The sequence below is a fragment of the Streptomyces viridosporus T7A genome (assembly GCF_008704515.1).
GTDB lineage: Bacteria > Actinomycetota > Actinomycetes > Streptomycetales > Streptomycetaceae > Streptomyces > Streptomyces viridosporus.
Window position 1 is genome coordinate 1,596,257 of sequence record NZ_CP023700.1, and the last position, 15,565, is coordinate 1,611,821.

14 protein-coding genes are annotated in these 15,565 nt (G+C 74.2%); 6 read left to right on the forward strand and 8 right to left on the reverse strand.

Annotated elements, in window-relative coordinates; genetic code table 11:
* The first annotated feature begins 72 nt into the window (after nt 1-72).
* Entirely contained in the window at nt 73-930 is an 858-nt protein-coding gene (locus CP969_RS07515; RefSeq protein ID WP_004991034.1) for a DMT family transporter, read from the forward strand.
* Nucleotides 931-964: 34 nt separating this feature from the next.
* Here CP969_RS07515 and CP969_RS07520 read toward each other — a convergent pair whose 3' ends face one another.
* Nucleotides 965-1,762, reverse strand: coding sequence for an acyltransferase (locus CP969_RS07520; protein WP_016827227.1), 798 nt, complete (start codon nt 1,760-1,762; stop codon nt 965-967).
* A gap of 107 nt (nt 1,763-1,869) precedes the next feature.
* Between CP969_RS07520 and CP969_RS07525 the strand changes: the two genes are divergently transcribed.
* Nucleotides 1,870-2,403, forward strand: coding sequence for a gamma carbonic anhydrase family protein (locus tag CP969_RS07525; protein ID WP_004991025.1), 534 nt, complete (start codon nt 1,870-1,872; stop codon nt 2,401-2,403).
* 3 nt (nt 2,404-2,406) lie between these two features.
* On the opposite strand, the gene CP969_RS07530 is transcribed toward CP969_RS07525, so the two are convergent.
* Together CP969_RS07530 and CP969_RS07535 are read right to left on the reverse strand one after the other, a co-directional pair.
* Complete coding sequence (locus tag CP969_RS07530) at nt 2,407-4,785, reverse strand: phosphoketolase family protein (RefSeq protein WP_004991024.1); 2,379 nt, start codon at nt 4,783-4,785, stop codon at nt 2,407-2,409.
* A gap of 441 nt (nt 4,786-5,226) precedes the next feature.
* Nucleotides 5,227-6,132 (reverse strand): universal stress protein, encoded by a 906-nt coding sequence (locus CP969_RS07535; RefSeq protein WP_016827226.1) that lies wholly within the window; start codon nt 6,130-6,132, stop codon nt 5,227-5,229.
* Nucleotides 6,133-6,390: 258 nt separating this feature from the next.
* Here CP969_RS07535 and CP969_RS07540 point away from each other — a divergent pair, with 258 nt between their 5' ends.
* Both CP969_RS07540 and CP969_RS07545 read left to right on the forward strand, forming a co-directional pair.
* Nucleotides 6,391-6,831 (forward strand): cyclic nucleotide-binding domain-containing protein, encoded by a 441-nt coding sequence (locus CP969_RS07540; protein ID WP_016827225.1) that lies wholly within the window; start codon nt 6,391-6,393, stop codon nt 6,829-6,831.
* A gap of 86 nt (nt 6,832-6,917) precedes the next feature.
* Nucleotides 6,918-7,586: a CBS domain-containing protein gene (locus tag CP969_RS07545; RefSeq protein ID WP_016827224.1), complete on the forward strand. Its 669-nt coding sequence runs from the start codon at nt 6,918-6,920 to the stop codon at nt 7,584-7,586.
* Between the two features lie 119 nt (nt 7,587-7,705).
* On the opposite strand, the gene CP969_RS07550 is transcribed toward CP969_RS07545, so the two are convergent.
* A complete protein-coding gene (locus tag CP969_RS07550) occupies nt 7,706-8,143 on the reverse strand; it encodes a DUF4442 domain-containing protein (RefSeq protein WP_016827223.1) in 438 nt (145 codons plus the stop codon).
* Nucleotides 8,144-8,312: 169 nt separating this feature from the next.
* On the opposite strand from CP969_RS07550, the gene CP969_RS07555 reads away from it, so the two are divergent.
* Together CP969_RS07555 and CP969_RS07560 are read left to right on the forward strand one after the other, a co-directional pair.
* A complete protein-coding gene (locus CP969_RS07555) occupies nt 8,313-9,323 on the forward strand; it encodes a DUF8017 domain-containing protein (protein ID WP_016827222.1) in 1,011 nt (336 codons plus the stop codon).
* A gap of 60 nt (nt 9,324-9,383) precedes the next feature.
* Entirely contained in the window at nt 9,384-10,682 is a 1,299-nt protein-coding gene (locus tag CP969_RS07560; RefSeq protein WP_016827221.1) for an MFS transporter, read from the forward strand.
* Here the strand turns inward: CP969_RS07560 and CP969_RS07565 are convergent.
* The 4 genes from CP969_RS07565 to CP969_RS07580 form a co-directional block, all read right to left on the reverse strand.
* Nucleotides 10,644-11,489, reverse strand: a complete 846-nt coding sequence (locus CP969_RS07565; protein WP_026085352.1) for a spermidine synthase — start codon at nt 11,487-11,489, stop codon at nt 10,644-10,646. The genes CP969_RS07560 and CP969_RS07565 overlap by 39 nt on opposite strands.
* 75 nt (nt 11,490-11,564) lie before the next feature.
* Complete coding sequence (tuf, locus tag CP969_RS07570) at nt 11,565-12,746, reverse strand: elongation factor Tu (protein ID WP_004990992.1); 1,182 nt, start codon at nt 12,744-12,746, stop codon at nt 11,565-11,567.
* Nucleotides 12,747-12,881: 135 nt separating this feature from the next.
* Nucleotides 12,882-13,124 carry a hypothetical protein gene (locus tag CP969_RS07575; protein WP_016827219.1) on the reverse strand — a complete coding sequence of 81 codons (243 nt, stop codon included), beginning with the start codon at nt 13,122-13,124 and terminating at the stop codon, nt 12,882-12,884.
* 183 nt (nt 13,125-13,307) lie between these two features.
* Nucleotides 13,308-15,557 carry a cytochrome P450 gene (locus CP969_RS07580; protein ID WP_016827218.1) on the reverse strand — a complete coding sequence of 750 codons (2,250 nt, stop codon included), beginning with the start codon at nt 15,555-15,557 and terminating at the stop codon, nt 13,308-13,310.
* Nucleotides 15,558-15,565 lie beyond the last annotated feature (8 nt).

Sequence of the window (15,565 nt, forward strand, 5' to 3'; positions counted from 1 at the left end):
GACAGGGTTCAATACGTTCAACTACGGTGTGGTGCACCCGATCGTTCACCGCACTGTACTGCGAGGCTTGTCGTGACAGCACTCTTCGCCCTGGCCACCAGTCTGTTGTGGGGCCTGGCCGACTTCGGCGGCGGACTGCTGACCCGGCGCACCCCCGCGCTCACCGTGGTCGTGGTCTCGCAGTCCGTCGCGGTGGCCGTGCTCGGCGTGATCGTGGCCGCGACCGGTGCCTGGAGCGAGGCGGGGGCGCGGCTGTGGTTCGCCGTGGCCGCCGGTCTCGTGGGCCCGGTGGCGATGCTCTCCTTCTACAAGGCGCTCGCCCTGGGGCCGATGGGCGTCGTCTCGCCGCTCGGTTCGCTCGGCGTGGCCGTGCCGGTCGGGGTGGGGCTGGCGCTGGGCGAACGGCCGGGTGTGCCGCAGTTCGCGGGCATCCTGGTCGCCGTGGCCGGTGTCGTCCTGGCCGGCGGCCCGCAGGTGCGGGGCGCGCCGGTGCAGCGGCAGGCCGTTCTCCTCACCCTGCTCGCCGCGTTCGGGTTCGGCGCGGTGATGGCGCTGATCGCCGAGGCGTCGACCACCCTCACCGGGCTCTTCCTCGCCCTGTTCGTGCAGCGGGTCACCAACGTCGTGGCGGGCGGCCTCGCCCTGTACGTCTCGGTGCGGCGCGGCGGGCCCGCCCTCGCGCCGGGCGGGTTCCCGTGGCGCTCGCTCCCGGCGCTCGCGTTCGTCGGGCTCGCGGACGTGGCGGCCAACGGCCTGTACGCGACCGCCGCGCGGATCGGTCCGGTCACCGTGGCCGCGGTGCTCGCCTCGCTCTATCCGGTGGTGACCACCGTCGCCGCCCGCGGCCTCCTCGGGGAGCGGCTGCGCGCGGTCCAGACGGCCGGTGCGGGACTGGCCCTCGTGGGGTCGGTGCTGCTGGCGACGGGGTGACGACGGGGTGCGGGGGCGCGTCCCGGCTCCCGGGTCAGCTCTCGGGCCCCAGTTCGGCGAGCCGGGCCGTGCCGTCCCCGTCCAGTTCCGCGAGCCGCGCGACGTCCTCCCCGTCCAGTTCCGACAGCGCCCGCAACTGCTCCGGGGTGACGCCCTCCGGGATCGGGACGGGCGCCGGGGTGCGCAGCGGCGGCTGCCAGCCGTCGGCGGGGGTCCAGCGGCGCACGACCCGGGCCGGGGCGCCCGCGACCACGGCGTGGTCGGGCACCGCGCCCCGGACCACCGCGCCCGCGGCCACCACCACGTTCCGTCCGATCCGCGCCCCCGGCAGGATCACCGCGCCGGTGCCGATCCAGCACCCGGGGCCGATCCGCACCGGTTCCATCCGCGGCCACTGCTTGCCGATGGGCTCGTGCGGGTCGTCGTAGGAGTGGTTGGTGGAGGTGACGTAGACGTACGGCCCGAAGTAGCAGTCGCTGCCGATGGTGACGGACGTGTCGGCGATGACGTGGCTGCCGCGGCCCAGGACGACCCCGTCGCCGATGCGCAGGATCGGCTCCGGGCCGAGGTCGAGGCCGGGCATCAGGCCGGCGGTGAGGGTGACCTGTTCGCCGATGATGCAGTGGGCGCCGACGTGGATCCAGGGTTCGCCGAAGACCGTGCCGAGCGGGAAGGCGAGCCTGGTACCCGTTCCCATGGAACCGAAGCGGAAGCGGCCGGGGTGCTCGGCGGTCACCGACCCCGTGCGCTGCACCCAGGCCCAGCCCGCGTGGACCGCGCGCTGCGCGAGGCGGCGCGGCCAGGACGAGAACGTGTTCTTGCTCTTCGGCACCCGCTCACCGTAGTCGGCGGGCGCGGCGCCGTTGAGCCGGTGACCCTGTGATCTTCACCCCATGGCGTTGGCGTACGGTGCCTCCATCACCCGACGAGGAGGCGACGATGACGCACCGGGCGCTGATCACCGGCATCGGCGGCAGGGAGCCGCGTGTGGACCGGGAGGCCTTCGTGGCCCCCACGGCCGCGGTGATCGGGGACGTGACGCTGCACGCGGGTGCGAGCGTCTGGTACGGGGCCGTGCTGCGCGGCGACGTCGAGCGGATCTCGGTCGGCGCGGACAGCAACGTCCAGGACAACTGCACGCTCCACGCCGACCCCGGCTTCCCCGTGAGCGTGGGCGAGCGCGTCTCCGTCGGGCACAACGCCGTGGTGCACGGCGCGACCGTCGGGGACGACTGCCTGATCGGCATGGGGGCGACCGTGCTCAACGGCGCGGTGATCGGCGCGGGGTCCCTCGTGGCCGCGCAGGCGCTGGTGCCGCAGGGCATGGAGGTGCCGCCGGGGTCGCTCGTCGCGGGGGTGCCGGCGAAGGTGCGGCGGGAGCTGACCGAGGAGGAGCGTGCGGGACTGACGCTCAACGGCACGATGTACGCGGAGCTGGCGCAGGCCCACCGCGACGTGCACGGCGGGCCGTAGCGCTCACGCGTTCCAGCTCCACTCGGCGACCTCCGGCAGGTCGGTGCCGTGCTCGCGGATCCACGCGTGGTGCCGCGTGCGCGCGTCGGCCATCCGCTGGCGCACGGCGGCGGCGCGCACCGCGAGGCCGGGGACCCGGTCGATCACGTCCATGACCAGCCGGTAGCGGTCGAGGTCGTTGCGGACGACCATGTCGAAGGGCGTGGTCGTGGTGCCGGACTCCTTGTACCCGCGCACGTGCAGGTTCGGATGGCCGTTGCGGCGGTAGGCGAGGCGGTGGATCAGCCACGGGTAGCCGTGGTAGGCGAAGATCACCGGTTTGTCGGCGGTGAACAGGCCGTCGTACTCGAAGTCGGTCATGCCGTGCGGGTGCTCCTCGCGGGGCATGAGCCGGGCGATGTCGACGACGTTGACCACGCGGACGGCGAGCTCCGGCAGGTGGCGGCGGAGCAACTGGGCGGCGGCCAGGACCTCCTGGGTGGGCACGTCACCGGCGCAGGCCAGCACCACGTCGGGCGCGCCGCCGTTCTCGGTGCCGGCCCACTCCCAGATCCCGGCGCCCCGCGCGCAGTGGACGCGCGCCTCGTCGATCGACAGCCAGTCGAAGCAGGGCTGCTTGCCGGCCACGACCACGTTGACGTAGTCGCGGCTGCGCAGCGCGTGGTCCGCGACGGACAGCAGGGTGTTGGCGTCCGGCGGCAGGTAGACCCGTACGACCTCGGGGCTCTTGTTGAGCACGTGGTCGACGAAGCCGGGGTCCTGGTGGGAGAAGCCGTTGTGGTCCTGGCGCCACACGTGCGAGGTGAGCAGGTAGTTGAGCGAGGCGATGGGTGCGCGCCAGGGCAGCTCCCGCGAGGTCTTCAGCCACTTGATGTGCTGGTTGACCATGGAGTCGACGATGTGCACGAACGCCTCGTAGCAGGAGAACAGTCCGTGCCGGCCGGTGAGGAGGTAGCCCTCCAGCCAGCCCTGGCAGAGGTGTTCGGAGAGGACCTCCATCACCCGGCCGTGCCGGTCGAGGTGCTCGTCGACGTCGAGGGTGCCGGCCTGCCAGGCCTTGCCGCTGGCGTCGTAGACCGCCTCCAGCCGGTTGGAGGCGGTCTCGTCCGGGCCCACGAGCCGGAAGTCCCGCCGGTCCGCGGTGTCCCTCATGATCCGTTCGAGGAGGCCGCCGAGGATCCGGGTGGGCTCGTGCAGCGTGGTGCCGGGCTTGTCGACCGGGACGGCGAAGTCGTCGAGGGCGGGCATCGGCAGCTCGCGCACCAGCAGTCCGCCGTTGGCGTACGGGGTGGACCCGAGGCGCCGGTCGCCCTCCGGGAGGCAGGCGAGGACGTCCGCGACGGGCCGGCCCGCGTCGTCGAACAGTTCCTCGGGCCGGTACGACCTCAGCCAGGCCTCCAGCTGCCGCAGGTGCTCGGGGTTGTCGCGGACGCCGGCGAGCGGCACCTGGTGGGCGCGCCAGGTGCCCTCGACGGGTTTCCCGTCCACCTCGGCGGGGCCGGTCCAGCCCTTCGGGGTGCGCAGCACGATCACCGGCGTGCGCGCCCGTTCGGTCACGCCGTCCTCACGGGCGGCGCGCTGCACCTCGGCGATGCGGTCCAGCGCGGTGTCCATGGCGTGCGCCATCGCCCGGTGGACGGCGGCCGGATCGTCGCCGCTCACGTGGATCGGCTCGTGGCCGTAGCCGCGCAGCAGGGAGTCGAGTTCGTCCTCGGGCAGGCGGGCCAGGACCGTCGGGTTGGCGATCTTGTAGCCGTTGAGGTGCAGGATCGGCAGGACGGCGCCGTCGTGGACCGGGTCGAGGAACTTGTTGGAGTGCCAGGACGCGGCCAGCGGCCCGGTCTCCGCCTCGCCGTCCCCGATCACGCAGGCGACCAGCAGGCCGGGGTGGTCGAGGGCCGCGCCGTAGGCGTGGGCGAGGGAGTAGCCGAGTTCGCCGCCCTCGTGGACGGAGCCGGGCACCTCGGGGGCCACGTGACTGGGCACGCCGCCGGGGAAGGAGAACTGCCGGAAGAGCCGCTCCATGCCCGCCGCGTCCCGGCCGACGTCCGGGTACGTCTCGCCGTAGCTGCCCTCCAGCCAGGAGTTGGCCAGGACGGAGGGGCCGCCGTGGCCCGGTCCCCAGATGCACAGCGCGTCCAGTCCGCGCCCCGCGATCACCCGGTTGAGGTGGGTGTACACCAGGTTCAGCCCGGGTGAGGTACCCCAGTGCCCGAGCAGCCGCGGCTTGATGTGCTCGGGCCTGAGGGGCTCGGTCAGCAGCGGGTTCGCCAGCAGGTAGATCTGGCCCGCCGCCAGGTAGTTGGCGGCCCGCCAGTGGGCGTCCAGCGTGCGCAGTTCCTCGTCGCTCAGTACGGTCCGGGTGTCCGGGGCCTCGGGCATGGATGACTCCGTGGGTGGTCGACGTGGGCGGTCGGGCGGGTGTGGCGGGGGAACGGCGGCACGTCGCGCCCCGCGTCGGGCATCGGGACGGGGTACCAGTTTCCTGCGCTTCGACACGCCTCGCGCGGCCGGACGGCTGCATGTGGCGCAATCCGCGCGCGGGCCCACGGACCGCCCCGGGCCGGATCCCGGCGGTGGAGCCCCGTGCCCCGGTGCCCGCGGCCGTCCCTCCCGGTCGTCCCGTACGCGGTACGACGGCGGCCGGGCCCACCGGCCGGTGCGGGCCCCGCGGACCCGCGGACGGCACGGCCCGGTCCACGGGGTGCGGACCGGGCCCGGCGCCGTCGACGCCCGCGGCGAGGGGAGCTCCCTCGTGTTCCCCTTGCTTCCGGCGTGCGCGCGCCTCGGATCTGCTCCAGGCACGCGTGCCTCAGGTCTGCCTCAGGCGTGCGCGACGACGGCGACGGGTGCGGCGCAGTGGTGCATCACCGCGTGCGCGACGGGCCCGATGTGCGCACCGATCGGGGTGCGGCGGATCCGGCGGCCGACGACCACCAGCGACGCCTGTGCGGAGTTCTCGACCAGGCGGACGGACGGGCTGCCGCCGAAGGCTTCCTCGACGACCTCCACCTGCGGGAACTTCTCCCGCCAGGGGGCGAGCACCTGGGTCAGCGTCTCGGCCTGCTGCCGCTCGACGTCGTGGTACACCTCGGGAGCGGCCGCCAGTCCGTAGACGTAGTACGGCGGCAGGGCCCAGCCGTGCACGACGCGCAGGGCGGTGTCCCTGCGCGCCGCCTCCGCGAAGGCGAACTCGATCACCGGGTCGTGGGGTTTGCCCGCGTCCAGGCCGAGCAGGACGGGCCGGTAGGGCGTGGCGGCGGACGAGATGCCCATGCGGTCCGGTTCGTGCTCGTCGGCGGCCTGCCCGCCGGCGCGGACCAGGACGACGGGCCGCTCGGCACGGGCCACGACGAGGAGTCCGACCGAGCCGACCAGGAACCCGCCGATGGCACCGAGCCCCCGGGAGCCGAGCACCAGCACTTCGGCGTCCTCCGCGGCCTTGACCAGCACCTCGTGGGGGCGACCGCTGACCTGCTCGTGGGTGACCTCGACCCCGGGGTGGCGCAGCCGCAGCTCCTCGGCGGCCTCACGCGGCACGCGTTCGCTCCAGTGCGCCTGCGTCTCGGCACCGCTCACCGCCGCCTCGGCCGCCGGCCCCGGAACGGGCTGCCAGACGTGGAGCAGCCGCAGCGGCAGACCGCGCAGCGCCGCTTCACGGGCCGCCCACTCGGCGGCCGCCCGGCTCTCGGGGGAGCCGTCGAGGCCGACCGTGATGGTGCGGGTCATGGTGTGCACCTCCTGCTGTTGGGGAGATCAACCTACTTCTCCGTCCGGGCCCGGTGACAGGGCCGTTGGTCCCGGGCCCGTACCCCCACCCCCGCTCCGTCCCTGTGCGCGGCCGGTCGGGGAGCAGGGACCAACGCCCTCCCCGGTGGGCCGGACGGCCCATGGCCCGGACCGTGGCGCTCCGGGAGGCTGAGGGCACAACGCCGGTCCGTGACGCCGTCCGGGAGGTCCGCCGTGTTCGCTCCCCCGTCCCCCCGCATGCCCCGTGCCCTGCCCGCCGGGCACCGGGCGCGGCTCCTGCGGACCGCCCGTGAGGTGTCCTTCCCGGAAGGGGCCCGGTTGTTCGAGGAGGGTGGCCGCGCGGACCGGTTCTGGGTGGTCCGCACCGGCTCCGTCGACCTCGACATGCGGGTGCCCGGCCGCCGGGCGGCCGTGATCGAACGCCTGGGGCACAACGAACTCGTGGGCTGGTCGTGGCTGTTCGCCCCGCACGTCCGGCACCTGGGCGCCGAGGCGGTCACTCCGGTACGGGCCCACGAGTTCGACGCCGCGGCGGTCCACGAGCTGTGCCGGGACGACCCCGAGTTCGGCCGGGCCCTCACCCGGTGGGTCGGCGACGTGGTCGCCCACCGGCTGCACGCCGCCCGGGTCCGGCTGCTGGACCTGTACGCCCCGTACGGCGCCGGCGGTGGTCTGTGAGGAAGGCGGCGCCCGTGGACCCGGCCGTCGCGGTGAGACGCAGTGAGCGCAGTGAGCGCAGTGAGCGCAGTGAGCGAGGAGAGACCGTGCACGGTGTGCCGCACATCGTCCGTGACGTCATGACCCGGTCGGTGGTCTCCGTCGGGAGGCAGACCCCCTTCAAGGAGATCGTCCGGCTGATGCGGGGCCGGGGGGTGAGCGCCCTGCCCGTCCTGGAGGACGGGGACCGGGTCGTCGGCGTCGTGTCCGAGGCGGACCTGCTGCCCAAGGAGGAGTTCCGGGACAGCGACCCCGACCGGCGCACGCAACGGCGCCGCCTTCCGGACCTGCTGAAGGCCGGGGCGCTGACCGCGGAGGAGCTGATGACCTCCCCGGCCGTCACGGTCCGGGCCGGGGTGACGCTCTCGGACGCCGCCGGCCTCATGACCCGTCACCGGGTCAAGCGATTGCCGGTGGTGGACGGACGGGGCGCGCTGGAGGGCGTGGTCAGCCGCGCCGATCTGCTCGAGGTGTTCCTGCGCGACGACGAGGAACTGGCCGAGCAGGTACGGCGGGAGGTGGTGGCGCACCTCTTCCCCGGGCCGGAGTCGGCGGTGTGGGTGGAGGTGCGCGACGGTGTGGTCCGGCTGGTGGGCCGGGTCCGGGACACCTCGCTGGTGCCCGCGGCGGCCCGGCTGATCCGGGCCGTGGAGGGCGTCGTCGACGTGGAGTTCGCGCCGACGGAGGTGGTGTCCCCCGTCTCGGCCCGGACGTAGCGGGGCGTCCGGTGCCGGACCGGGCCGGACGTGGTGGGGCGTCCGGTGCCGGACCGGGCCGGGCCGCCGGGGGCTCCGGCGGCCCGGCCGCCCCGCGCGGTCCGTCGCGGCGACGGCGGTCAGTCGCTCGGGCGCAGGGTCCAGACCACGGTCATCTCGCCGGTGACCGCTCCGTCCTCGCGGCGGATGGCGACCGTCACCGGGAACTCGGGGCGGCGGCCCGCGTCGAGCTCCGCCACGACCTCCGCGGCGGGACGGCCGAGGGTCGCGGTGGCGGTGACGGGCCCCATCGCCAGCTTCCGGTAGGCGATCTCGGCGCGGACCGCCAGCGGCACGGCACGCGAGAGCTGGTCCCCGAACGCGGCGAGCACGATCGCGCCGCTCGCGGACTCGCCGAGCGTGAACATCGCACCGGCGTGCGGACCGCCCACGTGGTTGTGGTAGTCGCCCTGGTCCGGCAGGGCGACCACGGCCCGCTCCGGAGTGGTCTCCAGGAACTGGAGGTTGAGGGTCCGGGCCATGGGCACGGTGGCGGCGAGCATGTCGCCGACGGACATCTGATCTGCGCTCATGACTGCATGTTACCCGTGAGTAGCATCCGCTGGCCAGAGCCGGTGGCACCCGCCGCCCGCGCGACCCGCCGCGCCGTCCCGCCGCCGATTTGCTACGCCCCCGTCAAAGGGCGGTGACCGAATCGTGTCCCGGACGCGGCTAGGGTTGCTGCCCATGTGGCCAGGACAGCAGCCGCCCGGGGGCGAGCAGAACCCGCAGTCGAACAACCCGTACCAGCAGCCGGGGTATCAGCAGCCGAATCCGTACCAGCAGCCCGGCTACCAGCAGCCGAACCCGTACGCCCAGCAGCCGCAGTGGGGGGCTCCCGCCACGGCGGAGATGGCCCGGCCGCCGCAGGGCGGGGGCGGCGGGAACCGGACGAAGCTGGTGGCGATCGTGGCGGCGACGGCCGTCGTCGTGACCGCCGGTGTCACCGGGTTCCTGGTGCTCGGCGGCGACAAGGACGACGAGGCCGGCGGCGGCAAGGACGGCAAGCCGTCCGCGAGCGCGTCGCCGAGCACCTCCGCCGAGCCGAGCGCGTCCGGCTCCGGGGACAACCCCCGGGGCGGCGAGGGCGTGAAGGCGACGGTTCCGGGCTGGCAGGTCGTCGTCAACACGCGCTTCGGCACCATGTTCGACGTCCCCGCCGACTGGGAGATCGAGAACCCCGGCACCAGCGTGGGCTTCGAATGGGAGGAGAAGGACGGTGAGATGGGCCGCACCACCGTCACCGCCCCGGCCTACCTGAAGTCCGAGTGGTGCACCACCGACGACGACAAGGACGGCCGCGAGGAGGACACCGCCCTCGTCACCGCCGGAACCCGCGGCGAGAACGGCGCCAAGACCACGGACGAGGCGGCCAGCACCAGGGTGCCGTGGTGGATCTACGGCGGGTACACGCAGCCCGACAAGAAGAGCGTGAAGCAGGACGAACCCGAGCCGTACACCACCAAGTCGGGCATCAAGGGCAGCGTCGCCAGGGCGTACTCGGAGAACACGCCGCAGAACGGCAAGTGCGACAGCGACGGCAAGGCGATCACCTTCGCGTTCAAGAACAGCGCCGGGGACTTCGTCACCTGGAACCTGTACGGCGCCAAGGGCGTCAAGGAGGAGATCCCCGAGGCGACCGTGGAGAAGATCCTCAGCACCGTGCGCCTCACCGAGGAACCGCCGGAGGAGTCGTAACAGGCCAGGGGTGGGAAGACGCATTTGGCAAGTCGGCCCCGCCCCGGCGATAGTCACGGGGTGTCGACCACCACCGCCTTCCGCCGCCCCGCCTGGGCGGGCCGCAACTACACCCTGCTGACCGCCGCCGCCGTGGTGACCAACCTCGGCAGCCACGGCGCGCTGATCGCCTCCGCCTTCGCCGTGCTGGGCATGGGTGGCGACGGCGGCGACGTGGGTCTGGTGGCCGCCGCCCGCACCCTGCCGCTGGTGCTGTTCCTGCTGATCGGCGGTGCCGTCGCGGACCGCCTCCCGCGCCACCGGGTGATGGTCGCGGCCAACGCGCTGAACTGCGTCTCGCAGGCCGTGTTCGCGGCGCTGGTCCTGACCGGCGAGGCGCGGCTGTGGCAGATGATGCTGCTCAGCGCGCTCGGCGGCGCCGGCCAGGCGTTCTTCAACCCGGCCGCCGAGGGGATGCTGCTGTCCTCGGTCGACGGCGAGCAGGCCGGCCGGGCGTTCGCGGTGTTCCGGATGGCGATGCACGGGGCGACCCTCGGAGGGGCCGCCCTCGGCGGGGCCATGGTCGCCGTGATCGGGCCGGGCTGGGTGCTCGCGGTGGACGCGGCGGCCTTCGCCCTCGCCGCGGCCCTGCGGGCCCTGCTCGACGTGAAGCACATACCGCCGCGCGCCCCGAGCGGCGGCATGCTCGCCGACCTGCGCGAGGGCTGGCGGGAGTTCATCGGCCGGCCCTGGCTGTGGAGCATCGTCATCCAGTTCTCCCTGGCCAACGCGGTCGTCGGCGCCGCCGACGCGGTCTACGGGCCGCTGGTCGCCCGCGACCACCTGGGCGGTGCCGCGCCGTGGGGCCTGGCTCTGGCCTTCTTCGGCGGGGGCACGGTGGTGGGCGCCCTGCTGATGACCCGCTGGCAGCCGCAGCGCCTGCTGTTCGTCGGCACCCTGTGCGTGTTCCCGCTGGCCCTGCCGTCCGCCGCGCTCGCCGTGCCGGTCCCGGTCGGCGTGCTGTGCGCGGTGATGTTCGTGACCGGCGTGACCCTCGAGGTGTTCGGCGTCTCCTGGATGACCGCGCTGCACCAGGAGATACCGGAGGACAAGCTGTCCCGGGTCTCGGCGTACGACTGGTTCGGCTCGGTCGCGCTGGTGCCCGCGGCGATGGCGCTGGCGGGCCCGGCCGAGACGGCGTTCGGGCGCGAGGAGGCGCTGTGGGGCTGCGCCGCCCTGGTCGTGGTGGTCACCGCGGCGGTGCTGTGCGTGCCGGACGTGCGCCGTCTGCGCCGCCGGACCCGGCAGGTGGCCGGGGCGACGCCGGACGCGGACCACGGGTCAGCCGATGCCGAACGCCCCGTCGGGGGGCTCGGGTGACGGTACGGCGTCCTCGTCCCGCACCGGCCGCGCACCGCGGACGAAGTCCCGCAGGGACGCGCCGTGTTCCACCCGGGCGGGGAAGGCGTCGGCCGCGGTGCGCCGGGCCAGGGCGGCGGTGTCGAGGGGCCGGTGCGAGGCGGCCAGCACCGCGTTGCCGAACCGGCGCCCGCGCAGCACCCCCGGCTCGGCGATGAGCACCAGCTCCTCGAACTGCGTGCCGAGGGTGGCGAGCTGGGAGCGGAGGAAGGCGAACGGGGCCGCGTCCGCGAGATTGGCGAGGTAGACCCCGCCGTCCCGCAGGACGCGCGCGGCCTCGCGGGCGTAGGTGACGGAGGTCAGGTGCGCCGGGACCCGCGAGCCGCCGAAGACGTCGGCGACCAGGACGTCCGCCGAGTCGCCGGGGGCCGCCTCCAGCCAGGCGCGGGCGTCCGCCGCGTGCAGCGTGATGCGGGCGTCCCCGGGCAGCGGCAGGTGCTCGGCGACCAGTTCCAGCAGGGCCCGGTCGGCCTCGACGACGTCCTGCCGGGAGCCCGGCCGGGTGGCGGCCAGGTAACGGGGCAGGGTGAGCGCGCCGCCGCCCAGGTGCAGCGCGTCCAGCGGGCGTCCCGGTTCGGCGAGGGTGTCCAGGACGTGCCCGAGCCGCCGGGCGTACTCGAACTCCAGGTGGGTCGGCTCGTCCAGGTCGACGTACGACTGCGGCGCCCCGTCGACCGTCAGCAGCCAGGCCCGTTCCCGGTCGACGTCGGGCATCAGCTTGGCGGTGCCGTGATCGACGGCGCGGGTCACGGGCAGGGGCTCGTTCACCGTGCCATTGTGCCGCCGCCCGTACGGCGGGGTGCCCGCCCCCCTGCTCGGGGACGGGCACCCCGGTGCCGTCGCTCAGCCGACCTCCGTCACCGTGCCGGCCCCGACCGTGCGCCCGCCCTCGCGGATCGCGAAGCCGAGCCCGGGCTCCAGCGGCACCTCGCGGCCCAGCTCCACGGTCATCGTGACGGTCTCCCCGGGCCGGGCGACCGCCGCCGAGCCGAGGTCGACGTCGCCGACCACGTCCGCGGTGCGGAGGTAGAACTGCGGCCGGTAGCCGGTCGACACCGGCGTCGTACGGCCGCCCTCGCGGGCCGACAGCACGTGGACCCGCGCCGTGAAGCGCCGGCTCGGCACCACGCTGCCCGGCGCGGCCACCACGTGCCCGCGGCGCACGGCGTCGCGCGGCACCCCGCGCAGCAGCAGCGCCACGTTGTCCCCGGCCTGCGCCCGGGTCATGGGCCTGCCGAAGGTCTCCAGACCGGTCACCACGGTCTCCGCCCCGGCGCCGAGCACCTCGACCCGGTCGCCGACGCGGACGGTACCGCGCTCGACCGCGCCGGTCACCACGGTGCCCCGGCCGGTGATGGTGAGCACGTTCTCCACCGGCAGCAGGAACGGCGCGTCCAGGTACCGCTCGGGGACGGGCACATAGGTGTCCACCGCGTCCAGCAGCGCCTCGATCGACGCCGTCCAGCGCGGGTCCCCCTCCAGTGCCCTCAGCCCGGAGACCCGGACGACGGGCACCGAGTCGCCGCCGTAGCCGTGCGCGGAGAGCAGGTCGCGGACCTCCAGCTCGACCAGGTCGGCCAGCACGGCGTCCTCGCCGTCCTCGACGGCGTCGGCCTTGTTGAGGGCCACGACGATGTGGTCGACGCCCACCTGGCGGGCGAGCAGGACGTGTTCGGCGGTCTGCGGCATGATCCCGTCGAGCGCGGAGACGACGAGGATCGCCCCGTCGAGCTGTGCGGCGCCGGTGACCATGTTCTTGACGTAGTCGGCGTGGCCGGGCATGTCGACGTGCGCGTAGTGCCGGGTGTCGGTCTCGTACTCGACGTGCGCGATGTTGATGGTGATGCCGCGCGCCGCCTCCTCCGGCGCCCGGTCGATGCGGTCGAACGGGACGAAGCTGCCGGAGCCGCGCTCGGCGAGGACCTTGGTGATGGCGGCGGTCAGGGTGGTCTTGCCGTGGTCGACGTGGCCCATCGTGCCGATGTTCAGGTGCGGTTTGGTGCGGACGTACGCCGTCTTGGACATGGCGGTACCTCGAAGCCTCTCGGTGGTGGAGCGTGAGCGCCCCGGCGCGCGGCGGATGCGGCGCGCGGCGGGACGGGGACCCCCGGAAGGTGCCGACCCTCCCCCTGCGGGGTCCGCCGGACGATCCGGGGAGGGTCAGCTTCGGGCGCCGTCGACGGCGGCCGTGAGGACGGGAACGGCAGCCTTCGGGGCATCCGCGGCGGCGGATGCGGCGAGGTGGAAGGCGTACCGGAACATGGGGTCGATCATCGCCGACCCGCCGCCCGGCGTCGAACGGTTTTCCACGGCGCGCGGCGGTGCGGGGGGGGCGACCCGCCGCGCGCCGGCGGTCAGGTGCCGGTGTTCTCCAGCGCCTCCCGCACCGACGACGGCGCGCACCGCCCGCGTTCCCGGCCTGTGCCGTGGAGGTTCTCCGGCCGCTTCGCGAGCGCGGGTGGAGCGGCAGGTCGGCCGGCGTTCCGACGGCGGCTCTTCGAGCGACTCCGCGAGGGCGCGGTCCTTTTCACGGTGTTTCACCGCCCGGGGACCGGGAGCCCCGCGCGAGGGGCTCCCGGTTCCGGTTCAGGCGTCCAGGACCAGCCGCGGGCAGCCCCGGGCAGCGCGGGACACGCAGATCATCATCGTGCCGTCGGCGGCCTGTTCCGCGGGGGTGAGGATGGAGTCGCGGTGGTCGGCGGAGCCGTGCAGGATGCGTGTCTCGCAGGTGCCGCAGGTGCCTTCCTTGCAGGAGGACAGTGCGGTGATGCCGTGTTCCTCGGCGACCTGGAGGACGGACTTGCCCACCGGCACCCGGGCCCGGACGCCGGACTGGGCGAACTCCACCTCGAAGGCCTCGTCGGGTGCGTCGCGCACCACCTTCCTGGGCGCGAACCGCTCGGTGTGCAGCGTGCCCGCCGGCCAGTGCGCCAGGGCCCCCTCGAGCGCCGTCAGCAGCGGTTCCGGGCCGCACGCGTAGACGAGCGTGCCGGGGCGGACCGCGGCGAAGATGCCCGGCAGGTCCGGGTGGCCGCACTCGTCCTGCGGGATCGTCCTCACCCGGTCGCCGTACCGCTCCAGTTCGTCGAGGAACGCCATGGACGAGCGGGTGCGGCCGCCGTAGTGCAGCTCCCACTCGGCGCCCTCGGCCTCGGCCTTCTCGATCATCGGGAGGATCGGGGTGATGCCGATGCCGCCCGCGACGAAGACGTAGCGCGGGGAGGGCACGAACCTGAAGTTGTTGCGCGGCCAGCCCAGCCGGACGCGGGCGCCGACCTCGAGCCGGTCGTGGACCGCCCGGGAGCCGCCCCGCCCGCCCTCCTCGCGCAGGACCCCCAGCCGCCACTCGTGCCGCTGCGACGGCGACGACGACAGGGAGTACTGCCGCACCAGGACGCCGCCGTCCACCGGCACCCGGACGTCGACGTGCGCGCCGGGTTCCCAGTCCGGCAGGACGTCGCCGTCCGGGTGGGCGAAGCGCAGCGCGACGACACCGTCGGCCACCTCCTCCCGGCCGGTCAGGACGAGGTCCATCTCCCGCTTGACGCGCTTCTTCTGACGCTCGACGTCGGCGACGTCCCACACCACGGGCAGGGAGAGCCGCACCGGCAGCAGCGCCATCCGGGCGAAGTCGAGCGGGACCTCGGCGGCCGGGCGCAGGGAGGGCAGCCGCTCGAAGAGCACCCTGAGTCCCGTGGCGCCCTGGACGCGGGCCAGCGCCTGGCCGAGACAGGTGTGCCGGCCGGCGGTGAAGGCCAGGTGGTCGGTGGGGTCCTCGCGGTGGATGTCGAACTCGAAGGGGCGCTCGACGTGGGCCGGGTCGGTGTTCGCGCTCGCCAGCGAGACCCAGACCATGTCGCCCTTCGCGATCCTCACACCGGAGATCTCCAGGTCGCGCATCGCCTTGCGGGAGGCGAAGGGCGACGACGGGCGGCGGCGCACGGTCTCCTCGAAGACGTTCGCCCACAGCGCCGGGTCCTGGAGCGCCTCCTCGACGTAGTGCTCCTTCTCGGCGAGGAACAGCACGGCGTTCGCCATCGCCTGGGCGGTGGTGTCCGCACCGGCGAGAGCGAACTCGCAGACGTGCAGGGCCACCTGGGGGACGGTCAGGACGTACGCGCCGTCCCTGGTCCGCTGCGTCGCCATGTCGCTGATGAAGTCGTCGCCGGGGTTCTCCCGGCGCTCGGCGACCACGGCCTGCAGCCGTGCGAAGGACGCGGCGAACCGCTCCCACACCTCGTCGACGATCTCCGCGGGCATCTCCTCCTGGGCGGAGGAGAGCACCCGGCCCATGTCACCGCGCAGGCGGCGCATCATGGCGTCGTGCTCCCAGCCCAGGCCCAGGTGGGCCAGGAGGGTCTGGGTGGTCAGCTCCAGGCAGTACTCCTCCATGAGGTCGCCGGAGCCCCGCGTCTCGATCTTGTCGAGGATGCGGTGGGCGCGCTCCTCGATCTGCGGGCGCAGCGCCTCCATGCGGTCCTGGGTGAATCCGCGCAGCGCCGCGTTGCGGTGGACGGTGTGCAGGTCGGGGTCGGTGCCCACGATCATCTCGGACATCAGGCCCTGCGGGACGACGTCGCGGTGCTTCTCGGGCACCTCGATCGTCGCGGTGTTGCCGGAGGAGGAGAACTCCCTCCAGTCGGCCAGGACGCGCAGGACGTCCTCGCGCCGGGTGACCACCCAGGCGTTGAGCCAGGGGTACCAGAACACCGGGTGCTCGTCGCGCACCCTGGCGAAGTGCGTCGACGGGTCGCGGTAGTAGTCGTCGCTCATCGCGTCGAAGCCGTGCGCCACGGGGCAGCGGCCGGCGGCGGGCGGTGTCGCGGTCTCGGTCATCGTCGGCT

Bases quoted from the DNA above. Each gene is read 5' to 3' on its own strand.
- CP969_RS07525 (WP_004991025.1), top strand. From the start codon at position 1,870: ATGACGCACCGGGCGCTGATCACCGGCATCGGCGGCAGGGAGCCGCGT.
- CP969_RS07530 (WP_004991024.1), bottom strand. From the start codon at position 4,785: ATGCCCGAGGCCCCGGACACCCGGACCGTACTGAGCGACGAGGAACTG.
- CP969_RS07535 (WP_016827226.1), bottom strand. From the start codon at position 6,132: ATGACCCGCACCATCACGGTCGGCCTCGACGGCTCCCCCGAGAGCCGG.
- CP969_RS07540 (WP_016827225.1), top strand. From the start codon at position 6,391: ATGCCCCGTGCCCTGCCCGCCGGGCACCGGGCGCGGCTCCTGCGGACC.
- CP969_RS07550 (WP_016827223.1), bottom strand. From the start codon at position 8,143: ATGTCCGTCGGCGACATGCTCGCCGCCACCGTGCCCATGGCCCGGACC.
- CP969_RS07555 (WP_016827222.1), top strand. From the start codon at position 8,313: ATGTGGCCAGGACAGCAGCCGCCCGGGGGCGAGCAGAACCCGCAGTCG.
- tuf (WP_004990992.1), bottom strand. From the start codon at position 12,746: ATGTCCAAGACGGCGTACGTCCGCACCAAACCGCACCTGAACATCGGC.
- CP969_RS07580 (WP_016827218.1), bottom strand. From the start codon at position 15,557: ATGACCGAGACCGCGACACCGCCCGCCGCCGGCCGCTGCCCCGTGGCG.